This is a genomic window from Oceanobacillus sp. Castelsardo (assembly GCF_001659985.1).
Taxonomy (GTDB): Bacteria; Bacillota; Bacilli; order Bacillales; family Amphibacillaceae; genus Oceanobacillus.
Genome location: NZ_LYCS01000001.1, coordinates 660,600 through 675,349 on the forward strand (window position 1 = coordinate 660,600; position 14,750 = coordinate 675,349).

19 protein-coding genes are annotated in these 14,750 nt (G+C 33.8%); 3 read left to right on the top strand and 16 right to left on the bottom strand.

Translation table 11 applies throughout. From position 1 onward, the window contains the following. Positions 1-3: 3 nt before the first annotated feature. The 5 genes from ftsL to A9178_RS03350 form a co-directional block, all read right to left on the bottom strand. Positions 4-378, bottom strand: coding sequence for a cell division protein FtsL (gene ftsL, locus A9178_RS03330; protein ID WP_068672481.1), 375 nt, complete (start codon positions 376-378; stop codon positions 4-6). Between the two features lie 166 nt (positions 379-544). Then, positions 545-1,507: a 16S rRNA (cytosine(1402)-N(4))-methyltransferase RsmH gene (rsmH, locus tag A9178_RS03335; RefSeq protein WP_068672482.1), complete on the bottom strand. Its 963-nt coding sequence runs from the start codon at positions 1,505-1,507 to the stop codon at positions 545-547. A gap of 23 nt (positions 1,508-1,530) precedes the next feature. Continuing rightward, on the bottom strand, positions 1,531-1,962 hold the full coding sequence (gene mraZ / locus A9178_RS03340; protein ID WP_068672483.1) for a division/cell wall cluster transcriptional repressor MraZ: 432 nt from the start codon (positions 1,960-1,962) through the stop codon (positions 1,531-1,533). Between the two features lie 201 nt (positions 1,963-2,163). Beyond that, on the bottom strand, positions 2,164-3,780 hold the full coding sequence (gene bshC, locus A9178_RS03345; protein WP_068672484.1) for a bacillithiol biosynthesis cysteine-adding enzyme BshC: 1,617 nt from the start codon (positions 3,778-3,780) through the stop codon (positions 2,164-2,166). Positions 3,781-3,892: 112 nt separating this feature from the next. Then, positions 3,893-4,276, bottom strand: a complete 384-nt coding sequence (locus A9178_RS03350) for a DUF3397 domain-containing protein (protein WP_082918069.1) — start codon at positions 4,274-4,276, stop codon at positions 3,893-3,895. 305 nt (positions 4,277-4,581) lie between these two features. Here A9178_RS03350 and A9178_RS03355 point away from each other — a divergent pair, with 305 nt between their 5' ends. After that, positions 4,582-5,064 (top strand): N-acetyltransferase, encoded by a 483-nt coding sequence (locus tag A9178_RS03355; protein ID WP_068672485.1) that lies wholly within the window; start codon positions 4,582-4,584, stop codon positions 5,062-5,064. A 258-nt stretch (positions 5,065-5,322) separates the two neighbouring features. Here the strand turns inward: A9178_RS03355 and A9178_RS03360 are convergent, their stop codons facing one another. The 4 genes from A9178_RS03360 to A9178_RS03375 form a co-directional block, all read right to left on the bottom strand. Continuing rightward, on the bottom strand, positions 5,323-5,802 hold the full coding sequence (locus A9178_RS03360; RefSeq protein WP_068672486.1) for an RsfA family transcriptional regulator: 480 nt from the start codon (positions 5,800-5,802) through the stop codon (positions 5,323-5,325). A gap of 68 nt (positions 5,803-5,870) precedes the next feature. Then, a complete protein-coding gene (locus A9178_RS03365; RefSeq protein WP_068672487.1) occupies positions 5,871-6,623 on the bottom strand; it encodes an enoyl-CoA hydratase/isomerase family protein in 753 nt (250 codons plus the stop codon). A gap of 296 nt (positions 6,624-6,919) precedes the next feature. Beyond that, on the bottom strand, positions 6,920-7,093 hold the full coding sequence (gene rpmF, locus A9178_RS03370) for a 50S ribosomal protein L32 (protein WP_068672488.1): 174 nt from the start codon (positions 7,091-7,093) through the stop codon (positions 6,920-6,922). A gap of 30 nt (positions 7,094-7,123) precedes the next feature. Beyond that, a complete protein-coding gene (locus A9178_RS03375; protein WP_068672489.1) occupies positions 7,124-7,651 on the bottom strand; it encodes a YceD family protein in 528 nt (175 codons plus the stop codon). Positions 7,652-7,856: 205 nt separating this feature from the next. On the opposite strand from A9178_RS03375, the gene A9178_RS03380 reads away from it, so the two are divergent. Further along, positions 7,857-9,074, top strand: a complete 1,218-nt coding sequence (locus tag A9178_RS03380; RefSeq protein WP_068672490.1) for a nucleotidyltransferase — start codon at positions 7,857-7,859, stop codon at positions 9,072-9,074. A gap of 25 nt (positions 9,075-9,099) precedes the next feature. On the opposite strand, the gene A9178_RS03385 is transcribed toward A9178_RS03380, so the two are convergent. Next, the gene (locus A9178_RS03385) at positions 9,100-10,116 is read right to left on the bottom strand and encodes a SepM family pheromone-processing serine protease (RefSeq protein ID WP_068672491.1); all 1,017 of its coding nucleotides are present in this window, start codon (positions 10,114-10,116) and stop codon (positions 9,100-9,102) included. Between the two features lie 400 nt (positions 10,117-10,516). On the opposite strand from A9178_RS03385, the gene ylbJ reads away from it, so the two are divergent. Beyond that, positions 10,517-11,734, top strand: a complete 1,218-nt coding sequence (gene ylbJ / locus A9178_RS03390) for a sporulation integral membrane protein YlbJ (protein WP_068672492.1) — start codon at positions 10,517-10,519, stop codon at positions 11,732-11,734. 13 nt (positions 11,735-11,747) lie between these two features. On the opposite strand, the gene coaD is transcribed toward ylbJ, so the two are convergent. The 6 genes from coaD to ylbD all read right to left on the bottom strand — a co-directional run bounded on the left by coaD (position 11,748) and on the right by ylbD (position 14,696). Then, on the bottom strand, positions 11,748-12,233 hold the full coding sequence (coaD, locus tag A9178_RS03395; protein WP_068672493.1) for a pantetheine-phosphate adenylyltransferase: 486 nt from the start codon (positions 12,231-12,233) through the stop codon (positions 11,748-11,750). Positions 12,234-12,252: 19 nt separating this feature from the next. Beyond that, positions 12,253-12,807 (bottom strand): 16S rRNA (guanine(966)-N(2))-methyltransferase RsmD, encoded by a 555-nt coding sequence (rsmD, locus tag A9178_RS03400; protein ID WP_068672494.1) that lies wholly within the window; start codon positions 12,805-12,807, stop codon positions 12,253-12,255. Positions 12,808-13,140: 333 nt separating this feature from the next. After that, a complete protein-coding gene (locus tag A9178_RS03405) occupies positions 13,141-13,416 on the bottom strand; it encodes a YlbG family protein (protein WP_068672495.1) in 276 nt (91 codons plus the stop codon). Positions 13,417-13,531: 115 nt separating this feature from the next. Next, positions 13,532-13,963: a YlbF/YmcA family competence regulator gene (locus tag A9178_RS03410; RefSeq protein ID WP_068672496.1), complete on the bottom strand. Its 432-nt coding sequence runs from the start codon at positions 13,961-13,963 to the stop codon at positions 13,532-13,534. A 73-nt stretch (positions 13,964-14,036) separates the two neighbouring features. Next, on the bottom strand, positions 14,037-14,270 hold the full coding sequence (locus A9178_RS03415) for a YlbE-like family protein (protein WP_068672497.1): 234 nt from the start codon (positions 14,268-14,270) through the stop codon (positions 14,037-14,039). A gap of 12 nt (positions 14,271-14,282) precedes the next feature. Continuing rightward, complete coding sequence (gene ylbD, locus A9178_RS03420; RefSeq protein ID WP_068672498.1) at positions 14,283-14,696, bottom strand: spore coat protein YlbD; 414 nt, start codon at positions 14,694-14,696, stop codon at positions 14,283-14,285. Positions 14,697-14,750 lie beyond the last annotated feature (54 nt).

The window sequence follows — 14,750 nt, forward strand, 5'->3', positions numbered from 1 at the left end:
CCCTTAGTTGTTTAAAGCTTGGGCTTGTTTCACGTCTGCATCTTGGATTTTTAATCCTTTTTCTTTAGCGATTTGTAGAATTCTTTCTGGACGACTAAGTTCTTTTTTCTCAAATACTAATCCCTCATTTGTTACTTGTTGATTCTTCACTGTTTGTTCTAACGCTATTAACTCTCGGTTTAACGAATCAGTAGAGGATGAAAAAGAAACCATAAAAATACCAGAGACGATAAAACATAGGAAAACAATCGAATAAATAACTTTTTCTCCCTTTGTAATCCAACTCTTTTTATGAACTTTCACATGGGCTTTTTGTTCTTTTTTAGGAGTTTGCTGCGGGTTAAATTGTTGCCAATTACGAGCATGATTTGCACTCATTTTTATTTCTTCCACCCTTCTTCATATATAAAGTGATACTCATTCAGTGGGGTGTTCTTCCATCCCCACCGAATGTTAGTTGAACTTATCAGGGCGCTACTGGCTGTTGTCCCTACCTGGATTTCTTGGTTTAACTCGATTTCTCAAAGTGGGGGCTTACAGCCAGTTAAGACGTGATAAATTCTTCATTCCATGGATTAACCTTTTCCACAACTCTTAGTTTCGCTGAACGTGATCTTCTATTCTCTTCTAATTCATCATTGCCCGCTATAATTGGTTTCCTAGTAATAAGTTTAAATGGAGCTTCGAATTCTTTCGGTATAATAGGTAAATTCCTAGGTGTCGGTTTCGGAGTACTCCATTTCTTAAACGCTTGTTTACACAACCTATCCTCTAATGAATGGAACGTAATAACTGCAATACGTCCCTCTATATCCACTACTTTTGCAGCCTGATAAATCGCACTGTTAAACGCTTCCAGCTCATCATTAACCGCTATTCGCAAAGCTTGAAAAATCCTTTTCGCTGGATGACCACCTTTTCTCCGCGCTGGTGCAGGGATTGCATCTTTTATAATTTCAACTAGTTCATATGTTGTTTCAATGGTTTTTATATTACGAGATTCCTCTATTTTACGAGCGATCTGTTTAGAAAACTTTTCTTCACCATAGCGAAAGAAAATAGAGACTAATTGATTATAAGACCAATTATTAACAATATCATAAGCAGTAAGTTCAGCGGATTGATTCATTCTCATGTCTAACCTTGCATCTTGCTGATAACTGAACCCTCTATCTCCCCTGTCTAATTGGGGGGATGATACACCTAAATCAAATAAAATACCATCAACATGTTCGATGCGATGCTCTCTTAACTTTTCTTCCATTTCTCTGAAATTAGCATGGATGAATAATATTCTGTCTTGATATTTCTCTAATCGTTGTTTAGCAGCTTCTAAAGCATCCTGATCTTGATCAAATGCAATTAATAAGCCTTCCTCACTTAATTTTGATGCTATTTGTTCTGAATGGCCTCCGCCACCTAATGTACAATCTATGTATGTACCATTTTCTTTAATCGCTAACCCTTTAATCGATTCATCTCTTAGTACACTATAATGTTCAAACATAGTAACCCCCGCTTTTTTTAAACTTAGATATCAAAGTCCATAAGATTTTCGGCTATTTCACCAAATGATTCTTCGGAATTAGTAACATATTCTTCCCAATTATCATTTGACCAAAATTCAATACGGTTTGATACGCCTATGACTACACATTCCTTTTCTAAGGTTGCATATTTCCGTAAAGACTGTGGAATGTTTATTCTTCCCTGTTTATCAACTTCGCATTCAACCGCACCAGAAAAGAAAAAACGAGTGAAAGCCCTAGCATCTTTTTTTGTTAATGGGAGTTTTTTTAACTTTTCTTCCAAAACCTTCCATTCTTCCATAGGGTACGCAAATAAACATTTATCAAGTCCACGGGTTACAACAAACGATTCTCCAAGATCCTCACGGAATTTAGATGGGACGATAATTCTCCCTTTTGGATCGATGTTATGTTGGAATTCACCCATGAACATATAGTACGCCCCACTTTCTTATTTTTCATATTACCACATCCCCCCACAATTCACCACATAATTTCTATAAAATCATAAAGATTTTTTTTCCTTCTTGTTATTGCAGATAAATCAACAATAAAAAAGCCTGCCATTTCAATAAATGACAGGGCTTAAGTGATTTTTATAGTTTTAGTGGTGGATAGTGGGGGGATTTTCCCACTATAGGTAAACTAAGTAATGATCATTTGAAAAAGAATAGGGATTGTCTATTGTTTTCTTAATAAAATCTGCACCAAACTTATTTATAAACGGTAGCGGATTCCAAATACGTTCCTGTAAACCATCCGGATAAAGATTCACCTTAATCAAATCCATTTCCGTAAGTTCTTTATTATATTTTTCTTCAATCGCTTTTACCATTCTACCCTCTATAAACGAAATCTCTTTCTGTAAATAATAAAGATTTTTATCTGCCAGATCTCCAATATCTGCCCGAATTTCTTTTGCTAAGTCCCTTAGGGGTTTATGTGCCTTTTCTATTGTCTCTTTCATTTCCACCGCTAACTCATGAATGGGAGGTTTTGTTTTCGAATTAATCCAGTTCCTCTTATAATCTTGTATTCCATTATTCACCACTTCTTCAGTAGTAATAGTTAAACGCCCCATCAGTTTGCTTACTTTAGATTCAATATAAGTAAATGATAACCGCGGAAATATGGGTGGCATTTTAATTCCGAAAACATGGAATACTGGTTTTAGCGCTGACCAGTAACTAATTTCCCCGGGACCACCGATAAATGCTAAAGATGGAAATAGTAGTTCTTGCATAAGTGGTCTTGTCACGACATTATTGCTTAGTTTTTCTGGTTGGTTATTCGCTATAGTAATTAATTCCTTGGTTGTTAATTCAACTTCACCTTGTTTTCCGTTCCAACCACCATTTTCATTTCGGTATAATAATATTCGTTCTTTATTATGGTGATAAAATAGATTTCCACTATTCAAATCCGCTTCCAAAGGTACTTGATAATCATTTTTTCTTAATTTATTAAGTATTTCATTGACCCCACTACTAATCTCCCGCTGTTTTAGAATCATTTGTTCAAAATATTCTTTTTCTAGATTTCGAACTAATGGGTGATGCGAATCAATCAATACAAGACCTTCATCTGGAAATAGTTTAAATATTAATCGAGCAAAGAAATCTGTATAAGTTTCTGATTGTTCTAGACAAAGTAAAATTGAATGATATAAGTCTTTCGTATTTTCCGTTTCCTCTAAATAAGAAAACACTTTATCCAACCAATCGCGAATTATGTTTTTCTCCAATTGTATTTCTGACACAGAGCTTTTATTTATATTTTCTTGTCCTACTTTTAATTTTCTTAAGCGGGATTTCTCCTGCATAAATATATGATTAATTTCGTCAAAATCATGATCTTCTCCAGCTATCCAAAATACAGGTATTACTGGTATGTTTAATTTCTCTTCCTGTTGTTTAGCCAACTGTAGAACAGAGATTACTTTATTAATAGTGTACATTGGACCGGTTAATAACCCAGCTTGTTGTCCTGCTATAACTACAACACTATCTTCATTTGAAAAACGATCAATATTATGTAAAGTGGAATTTGGTGCATCCCAACCTTTATTTAGTTTATGTAAAACTTCTTGCAAGGATTCTCTTTGAAAAATTCGTTCGTGTAAATCCTTCACCCTACCTTCCAAATCTCCACTTGGAATGTAATCAAAGAAATCCATAATTTCTTCTTTTTCCAATCGATAATCAGAAATTAACTTATTCTGATTTTCCAGTTTTATTGGATGTATCCGCATAGATTATTGTTCTCCTTTTCGAGTTAGTCCACTTCATACATTCTACCTAATTTTTATCTCTTTTTCATTTAATCTGTTTTATAAAGTACAGTCTCATGAAACTTTATCATTATCATACAATTTCCATTATTATTCCAATAATACTAAAAGTAACATATAAGATAAAAAATAAAAGGAAACAAATCTTCCATAAAATCTTGAATGCTTTTTTTATTTCAATATCGACATTTGCTTTCCATTGATAAAAGATAATAACAGCCAATACAAAAAGCATAAAAATAAGTATAAATCCTGTAATAGAAGTATTAAAAAGATATTGAATAAGAATAATCGTGGATATTATATAGAAAATTGTTGACCAATTAACTGCTATATGAACAGCCTTTTTAGATGATCGGCTTAACTTTAGAACAATGATGTATACAATAACAGTAGCAATAATCGGAACCATAATAAAGAAGGACAGTAAATATATAATAAAATTAATAAAAATCACCCTCTATTCCATTAAACAAAATCCAGTTAAGACATACGTAACGTTTATTTCAACAACCCGATAATACTTTATCATAAAAGTAAAGAAAATAAAGCATTTATATTAACAGTACGGTCATTTAATGAATTTACATATAATTAATTTTATTTAAAAATTAACACTTTTATATTATAATAAAATTATTGGATTAGATAAAGAACTCATACAATTTTGTACTTGTAGGAATGAAGTCTATACCAGTTTCGTTATGTAAACACTATCATTATTTTTGATCTTATAGAACATGACCGGGAGAGTGAAGTTTTATGGAAAATATTAAAGTGGAACGTTTATTAATCAATTACAAGACACTTGACATGTTTAAACGGTTCAAAGCATATGGAAATCAAGAGTTATCCATGCACGAGGAATTACAAAATAATTTTATAGAAAACAATATTGTGTCACCTTTTTATGGCATTTACTATGCGAATAATCTTGCAGCCAGAATGTGTCTATATGAAATGAACAAACAATATGACTACTATTTTGAACCACCGCAGGATTATCTTACACTTTGGAAATTGGAAGTACTTCCAGACTATAGAAAAAAGGGTTATGGTAAAGCTTTAGTTGAATTTGCTAAAAGCTTTCAATTACCAATAAAAACAAACCCATTAATTAATTCCCAAGGTTTTTGGGAGAAGATGGGTTTTCAAAAAGCACACTATGACATGCAACGTGACTTAGGTGAGAATCCACTAATCTGGTTACCAGATGGAGTTAAAGAAAAAGAAACCGAAAATTAATTTTTAAGACATGAATGTAAACCCATTCATGTCTTAATTTATTTTAAGTAAGATAATATAAAATTTTAACGCTGGGTTTGATTTCTTTTTAGGAAAGGCCACGTCCAGCTTCAGTGCCCAGCAACTAGCAAACTTCACACTCCTCCACTACGATAAGTCAACATCGGCTCGTACCCTCGCCATGTTTCCTTTATCTCATTGCGGAGCGCTCCAGTTTGTACGTTGCTAAACGGGCACTTACGCTTTTGTTCTATATATTCATATTTTATTATTTTTAAACGTATTAACTTCAGAAATGATCTTTCCAAATTGGATAAATGTTTCCTCATAGCGTTTAAGATATTCTTTTAGTTGTCTATTTTCATTTTCTAACTGTGTAACAATCTCCTCATGTTTTTCTTTTGTGAAATTATCCTCCGTTTGGAAATTCTCTTTCATTTTTTCTAACAACAAAATAGCTGTTTCGATTGTATCCGTTTCACCCGTGTTAGCTGTTGAAACATCTTTCTTTGAACCATTTTTTCTTTCTTCCTTAGCATGTTCAATCGCCTCATGATATTGCTTACGAATCGTCGCGTTCCACCTGAACCCGCATGCTGCAGGTGTACGCGATAATTGATAAGATACCTCTTTAAAAGCTTCTAGTTGCGTTTTACCTTCCCTAATATAACGAAGTACAGTTTCTGCTAAAATAATATCTTCATTATTTGTCCATGCATCTTGACGTGTATCGTTCATAACACCCCTCCTTATTTCTTTGCTATAAAATGTATGCAAAAAATAGGAGTACTAGAATAACTGTTTGCTTATTTACGTAATAAAAATTTCTCAATAGCTTGTTTATGCTCTTCAGAACCCCATAAATTAGCGGTCCGTTTAACTTCTTCCGTCATTTCAAAAAATAAATTATGATTAGTCCAGCTTTTTATATATTGGGCTTTTAGCAACCCCATTTGTCGATAGGATTTGGAAATGTAGTCCTTTAATAGGACTTCCATATCTTCTATTTCATTTTCACTTACTACTCTATTGATCCATCCTTTCGTCTCTAAAGATTGGCTATCTAATACCTTCGCTTCGGTTAACCATTCTAGCGCAAATGACGAGGGAACTTTGTTATACAATAGGGTTCCTCCTCCCCATCCAGGCAAAATACCTAAATTCGCTTGAACAAATCCAAATTTCGTATTTTCTCTCGCAATCCGAATATCGCAAGCAGTAGCTAGTTCACATCCCCCACCCAAAGCATTTCCATTTAATAGTGCAATAACAGGGACAGGAAATAAAGCAATTTTGTATAATATTTCCTTCATAGGGGTTAACCTTAAATAAGCTTCTTCCGGACTTAAGTTACCGTGAAGGTAGGTTAAATCACCACCTGCACAGAACATCTTATTACCCTTACATGTTAAAACTAAAAATTTAATTTCTTCCTTTTTCGCATTATCAAGTATGGTACCAATCATTGCTCCCATTTCCTTTGATATAGCATTTCTTTTCTCCGGTCTATTAAGATAGATTACACCATAATCTTTCTTTTTTTGATATTCCACAATCATATATATATATCCCCCAAAACAAAGAATATTTATTATGTTTAGAATACCATATAATGTGAAACTTATTTAAAGGAAGTTTTGAGCCATATACAAATTCACAAAGAACAAAGGCGCAAGCGCCCGTTTAGTGACGTATAGACTGGACTGAGCCGTAGGAGGTAAAGGAAGTCTACTAGTCACTGGGCGCCGGAACCGGATGTGGCTATTTCGGTATCTAAGTTATCCATAGCCATACAAATTTTATAATTTCCTAGAGAATAAAAAAACAGACCACCAACGTGATCTGTTTTTATCGTTTAGCTATTAACAACATCTTTTCCATCATAATGTCCACAAGATTTGCAAACATGATGAGGTTTTGTTAATTCACCACAATTTGAGCATTCTACCATGCCAGGTACGTGTAATTTTTTATGAGTACGACGTTGATTCTTCACCTTTTTAGAAGTTCTTCTTTTAGGTACTGCCATGACTTACACCTCCTTTAACGGAAAAAGAAATTAATTTTCTTTCGTTTTTTTATCAAGTAATGATTGCAATTTTTGAAAACGTGGATCAACCTTACTTTTCTTATCATCTTCCGAGAGAAAATCCCATCCTTCTCCACTTAAAGAAGAATCATCTACTTCTTGATCAGAAAACACCCTAAATGGGGTTTCTAGCAAGATATTCTCCTTTATATACGGAGTCAAATCAATCAACTCTCCGGTAACTGGATGGATTTCCAATTCTTCGTCTTCTGCACTAATATATGAGGATGTTGTAAAAATTTCCCTTGCCTTTATATTAAAAGGATAGGTAACATCGACTAATGTACGAGCATCAGGCAAGATCATTTCTCCCTCTATCCTAAAGGTAAAAATGTACTCTTCCCCACCACTTCTCACACATTCTCCATAGACATGAACAGAATCAATATTTCGTATGTCATTATTCATTGTTTTAAGTTCGGAAACATCCACATGATCATCAAATGTGAAAGGTTTTTGATTCGCGTGTTTTCTAATTTCACCTAAAGTAAATTTCATTTTTTTCACCTCAAGGCAACAAGAGTAATTTTAAAAGAAAAAAGGGAATTTGTCAATAAGTTTTTCTTTACACCATCCATATTATTCCCTATTTAAAATGGATGTAATCACTTCACTTTTTTAGAAATAACAAATAAGAGAGCAAAGATGCGTTAATGAATTTTTTTTGTTACAATGTTTATCAAAATATTTGGGAGTGGAATGAATGAAAGCTTGTGGTCTAATTGTTGAATACAACCCCTTTCATAACGGTCATGTCTATCACATGAATCAAGCAAAAAAAATAACGAAAGCCGACTGTATGATTACTATAATGAGTGGTTCTTTTCTTCAGCGTGGAGAACCTGCGATTATTGACAAATTTCATCGAACAAAAGCTGCTCTACGAACCGGGATTGATATCGTCATCGAACTTCCTTATGTCTACGCTGTACAGAATAGTGACATTTTTGCGAGTGGTGCGGTACAAATACTAAATCAGATAGGTGTTTCTACTATTTGTTTTGGAAGTGAATCTGGTAATGTATCCTATTTTATAAAAGGCTATGAAAACTATAAGGAAAAAGAACCACTATTTAAACAGGAACTAAAATTCGGCCTGGCAGCTGGGCTATCATTTCCAGAAGCTAGTAAATTAGCTTATCAACGTATTGGTTTAACAACTGATGCGTTGGATTTAGCGCGGCCAAATAATATTTTAGGATTTAGTTATGTAAAAGCCATTATGGATCAGAATCTGGCTATCAAACCATTCACTATTCAACGAACAAAAAATGACTTTCATGATCAAGTAATTACCGATAAAATCGCCAGTGCTACTAGTATACGAAAGAATCTTATAGAAAACAATGAAATCGACCTTTCTGTTAAAGATACAATGCCTAAAGCAACAATCGAACAACTTCATCTATATAAGGAAAGTTCTGGTTTATGGCATACTTGGGAACATTACTTCCAACTTCTACAATACCGGGTTCTAACTATGTCATTGGAAGAATTAAGAGAAATCCATGGTGTCAATGAAGGCATAGAGCACCGCATTATAAAAACAGCTACTAAGGCTTCCTCTATTCATCATTGGATTGAGTTAATTAAAACTAAACGCTATACATGGACCAGAATTCAGCGGATTTTTACACATATTTTAACAAATACGACAAAAAAAGAAGTACAAAGGTCCTTAAATAACCCTCCCCCTTATATCCGAATTCTTGGATTATCTAAGAACGGACAAGCTTATTTAAATAAGAAAAGAAAAGAAATCACTGCGCCAATTATTTTCGGATTAAAAAGAAATACAAATCCTATGCTCGTAATGGAGGAAAGAGCTACAAAAGCCTATTATAGTGTTTTAAACCCAAATACTCGAAACCGGTTGTTCCACCAAGAAATTACTGGACCAATTATTTCCCATAAAAAGTAGGCTAACTGTTACGTTAGCCTACTTTTTATCTTAATTGCTCTAGATAGGATAATGCGTCATCGAACGTATCAACGGGAATAATCTTCATATCTGTCCCAATTTCTTCTGCCTTTTTCTTAGCAATCTCATAATTAGAATCTTTTGCTCCATTTTCATTTGGGGCAAAGAAGATGTCAATCCCTTCTCTCTCTGCTGCAACTATTTTCTTATCAATTCCACCTATTCGATGGACAATACCATCATAGTCAATTTCCCCCGTCCCAGCAATTTGGTATCCTTTCGTTAAATCTGTTTCCGTAAGTTGGTCGTAAATTTCCAAAGAAAACATTAACCCTGCACTAGGACCACCTATGTTTCCACTTGAAAATTCTACATCAGGTTCTACTGTTACACTTCGGTCTGTAACCAAACTAATCCCTACTCCAACCTTATCATTCAAATCATCAAAGGTTTTCAAAGTTATGTCTTTCGTTAATGTTTTATCATCCCTAACAAATTCTAAAGATACTACATCATTCTCCTGTTTTTGCTCCACGTAATGGATTAAATCATTTGCCTCCTTAACCGGCTTATCATCTATTCCGATAATACGATCTCCCATTTGTAAAATTCCATCTGCTGGCATTCCTTCTACAACAGTGACAACATATACCCCGTTATATTCTATCGCAATCTCATCTCCAGATGCTGTGTAAGCAACAACCGTAGCCGCTTCTTGAGAACTTTCCATTACTTGTAACTGGGCTTTCATGTATTCTTTTTGTGAAACTCCTTCTGGAAAAACATGATCTAATGGAAGAATTTCATTATGTGGCATAATTTTTGCAAGTGCATATTGAATTGGGGTAGCTTGAAGACCACTAACAGTAACTAAATGCATGTCCCCCATACTTTCATAACCATCCTCGACTTTAACGACTGGATTTAATGCATCCGCCCCGCCTGGTCTTTGAATATAGTAAGGTAATTGATAAGAAGCTAAAAAATAAGCTATTAAAATCACGAGGATGAAACTAATAACATTCTTTTTAGAAAAATTCATTATAACGGCTGTCTCCTTCCATTCGATTCCCAAGTATGTAAAACAAATACCTCCATATGCTATTAAACTTGGCAAAAACCCTAGTTACGCTTATGCAAGTAAGAAAGTTTACATGATCCTATTTACTAAATAATCTATTTATAAAAGTGTATGGCATAAATAAGATATGTATGTGCGTATATTGATATAGACTTGTACAAAATTAATTCTTGATCTAAAAGCCGTAAAGTTTTCATTTAGGATTATTCTACTACTATCAACTTCTTATGTACAGAAAAGAGAAAGTTAGAAAACTCAGTGTCCGCTATCAGGCTGGACGATTGTATAAGTTGTATTAATGGGGGGAGAGAGTTTTATTCCATCTGCCAACAAAAAGGAAAGTAACTAGGGGGCATTATACTTGAAATCAATCTTTAAAACTTTATTATTTTCTGGAATAACGGTCTTTATAACTTTTTCGTTAATCAAATTTCCTGATCCCGCTTTAGAAGCCAGTATCCGTGGTCTTAATCTATGGTGGGAAGTGGTTTTCCCTTCTCTTTTACCGTTTTTTATTGCCGCAGAATTACTTATTTCATTTGGTGTAGTTAAATTTGTCGGAGTATTATTTGAACCAATTATGCGCCCACTGTTTAACATTCCAGGTGTAGGAAGTTTTGGTTGGATGATGGGGATGGCAAGTGGTTATCCAACAGGCGCTAAAATAGCAGCACGCCTAAGAGAAGAAAATCAAATAAGTAAGGTGGAAGCGGAACGACTCGTGTCATTCACTAATAACTCAAGTCCTTTATTTATTTTTGGTGCGCTATCTGTCGGTTTTTTTCATGATCCAAAAATAGGCATATTACTAGCAACTTGTCACTATGTAGGTAATGCTATCGTTGGGTTTGTCATGCGATTTTACAAGAGAAACGATAAACATCACACAAGGGATAAGAAAAAACCAGTATCGCTTAAAAGAGCTTTTAGAGAAATGCATGAAACAAGATTGAGGGACAAGCGTCCATTCGGAGAAGTCCTAGGGGATGCAGTTTTAAATTCTATTAAAACATTAGTAATGGTCGGAGGCTTTATAGTTTTGTTCTCTGTACTCATTAAAATTCTATTTCTTGTTGGAGTCTCATCTGTTATTGCGGGTATTTTAGGTAGCTTGCTAAGCATAATTACTTTGCCAGCAGATTATGGATTACCCTTGTTATCGGGTTTATTTGAAATTACAATTGGTGCAGATATGATTTCTAAGATAACAACAGATTCTCTGTTTCAACAAGCAATTCTTATCAGTTTTATTCTGGGGTTCAACGGATTTTCCATACAAGCACAAGTAGCCAGTATTTTAGCAAAAACAGATATTGATTTCACTCCGTATTTTTTCGCGCGTATCCTCCATGGAACTATTGCCAGTTTACTAGCTATCATTCTGTATAAACCTTTATATCTTGATAGACAAGTTGCGGAGTTGAAAGATATGCCTGTATCCGGAGCAGTGTCAGATAATATCTGGATTACTATTTATAGTACAATACAAAACACCGGACCTCTAATTACATTTGTATTCTTAGGTATTGCAATATTAATCCTATTCAAAAAGTATGATAAAAGGATGTTGCGTAAATGAACGCAACATCCCTTTATACGGTTTTGTATTTTTCTCTTAGTGCTGATTGTACAATATCAGGTACTAAACCCGAAATATCCCCATGGTATTTCGCAATTTCCTTAACCATACTGGAACTTAAGAAGGAATATTGATTATTTGTCATCACAAATAAAGTTTCTACCTCAGGATTTAACTTTCTGTTCATCGATGTAATTTGCATTTCATATTCAAAATCACTTACTGCGCGTAAGCCTCTAATAACTGCATCTGCATTTATTTCTTTTGCATAGTCCATCAAGAGACGATTAGAAGAATCAACGGATATATTAGGTAAATAACTGGTTGATTCTTTTATCAAAGCCTTTCTTTCTTCAACTGAAAACAACGGTGATTTTGCTTCATTATTAAATACTGCAACAATGACTTGATCAAAAATCCCAGATGCTCGTTCAATTATGTCCAAATGACCATTTGTTACCGGATCAAAGCTCCCTGGACAAATAGCTAACTTTCCCATCATATAACCCCCTAATTTATCAGCTTTTTTTATAAATAGTTAATCCTATAGTTCCGCCAAAATTATCTTGTTTTATCATTTCTAAAGAGGAATCCATATCAGATAAATCCTCATTCCATTCATGTTCACAATAAATAATTCCATTTTCATTTATTAAATTGGATTCCAATAACTGATTTATTAATTTTACATAATCCATTTTTCCATAGGGAGGATCAAGTAGAACTAGGTCAAATACTAATTCTCTTTTCGCAGCCGCTTTCACCGCCCTAAATGCATCTGCGCGGTAAATCTCAACCTTATCTTCTATCTTTAGTAATTTTATATTTTCTTTAATCGTATGTATTGCTTTAGGATGCTTATCAACGAAAACCCCATTTGTCATCCCTCTACTTAAAGCCTCTATCCCTAACGATCCACTTCCTGCAAATAAATCTAACACACTACCACCATCAAAAAAAGGACCTATCATTTGAAAAACAGCCTCTTTTACTTTGTCTGTAGTTGGTCTTGTAGATTTACCCGGAACGGCTTTTAATTGTCTTCCTTTAAAACTCCCAGCAACGACTCTCATTAGCACACACCTCAATTAGAACAACCTAGTAACTCGTTTTAATCCTATCATAAAAATACCACACTGAAAACAAATAATAAATTTATATTTAAAATGTATATTATAAAATCAAAACGTACATAATACATACTGATACAACTAATAATTGGTTGTTTCAAACACGGAGAAGACTTAAACTTCCCCATAAGTTCTTCCTCCGGTTTCTCCTCTCCCTTTGCCTATTTGTTTTTCTTAGAAAAACAAAGGGAACCTGCAGAACAGAGTTTCTGCAGGTTTATTTTTTGAGTAAGTAGGGAGTATAGGCCTTACTTTATGATTTAATTTTCTAAAAAACTAAATTCCCATCTTGTAATCATATTGTTTAGCTTTATCAGGTTTTGCATTTTCGTAATCGGTTCGAACAAATGGCTTATAAGACCTTTCAACCTTTGATATAAAGGGTAGTTTTGTTAATTTTGTTTCAACATACGCCACATCAGTTTGATCTACATAGATTACCGCATATTTTAACCTTTTTGAAGCATAAATTAAATTGCCATGTCTCTTAATTTGTTTTAAATTCTTCATATGTTGAAACCAAACAATTAAACCTTGTCGATTAATCCTCATGTTCTAATCCTCACTAAATATTATTATAATCTTATGTATATCATTTTTACCAGACTTTCTATAATCGTAATAAATAACTAACCCTCAGTATAACTGAAGGCTAGCAATATATAATTTATGAGTTACACCCACATGCTCCTCCGTGTCCACAACCACTGTCTGTAAATACAGCACCATCTTGTGGTGCTTTGATTTGTACACTAACACTTTGCGCAACGAAAAGACTTATTTCATCTAGTAACTTTTGTAGGTTGCGTTCGGCAATTTTAAACGTGGCAACTTTATCATTCATATCCATTTCACGTTTCGTGGATCTAACTTTTTTCATTATTTCATTGTAATCTGGGTGATATCTTCCAAAACGCTGAATATCGTCGTAATGTATTTTCATATCATTAAAGGCTTTAATAAGCACTTGCGCTTCTTTGTCTTCATCAAGAGCAACTCGTGATTTCTTATAATCCTCCATCACTTCAGAATCTAGTACCATTTTTCCAAGTTTTTCGGAATGATCTAGAATATCTACGTATTCTAAAGTTGCTATCATCAAAACACCTCCAGACTTATTTTAGCATTTATTTATCGTTCTGAAAACATATTCGAAATTTTCCACCTATTATTTAGTCCTTCATTAAACCAACAAATTGGGCAAGCATATTTATCATTTGAACATTATTTCCAATTTTTTCAACCCGTTGAGGAAACGTTTTTCCATAAAACATTTTCGCTTCTTTTTCCATTTCTCCTAGACGATTCGGATTCCTTGATAAATATCGGTACCAAATTGGATTATATCTTAAAAAACGAAGTAAATCATCCCTAGTTGAAAGATATTGATAAAGAGTCGGATCCATATCTATTCCCTCCTAATCTTGAAACCAGTTAAATGGCTGAGATTTTTGAGGTTGTTGTTTTTTCGATTGTTGAAATTGATCCACCAATTCTTGGACTGCTCCAATTGTTTTACTTAAATTCGCTACTTGTCCTTGAATTTTATTAATATCAATATTCTCAGTTAGCTTCATTATTTGATTTATTAATTCAAAGTTTTTCGACTCTGATTTATCTTTTGGCTCCTTACTATTTGAACCGTTATCTGTATCTTCCTTATCATACTTTTGCCAGTAGGGGTCTTCTTCACCTAGTAAAACCCATTTCTCATAATAATCTTGCCATGACCTGCCATTTTTTCTTATCTCTCTTAGTAGTAACGGTTTTTCATTAATAAAGTTTTTAAAAGAAGTAACAGATGGATGCAATTTATGTTCTTCTTTCTCCAACGATTTCACCCCCGGTATAGTCTTTTATACTATAAATTATGCTTTGTTCTTTTA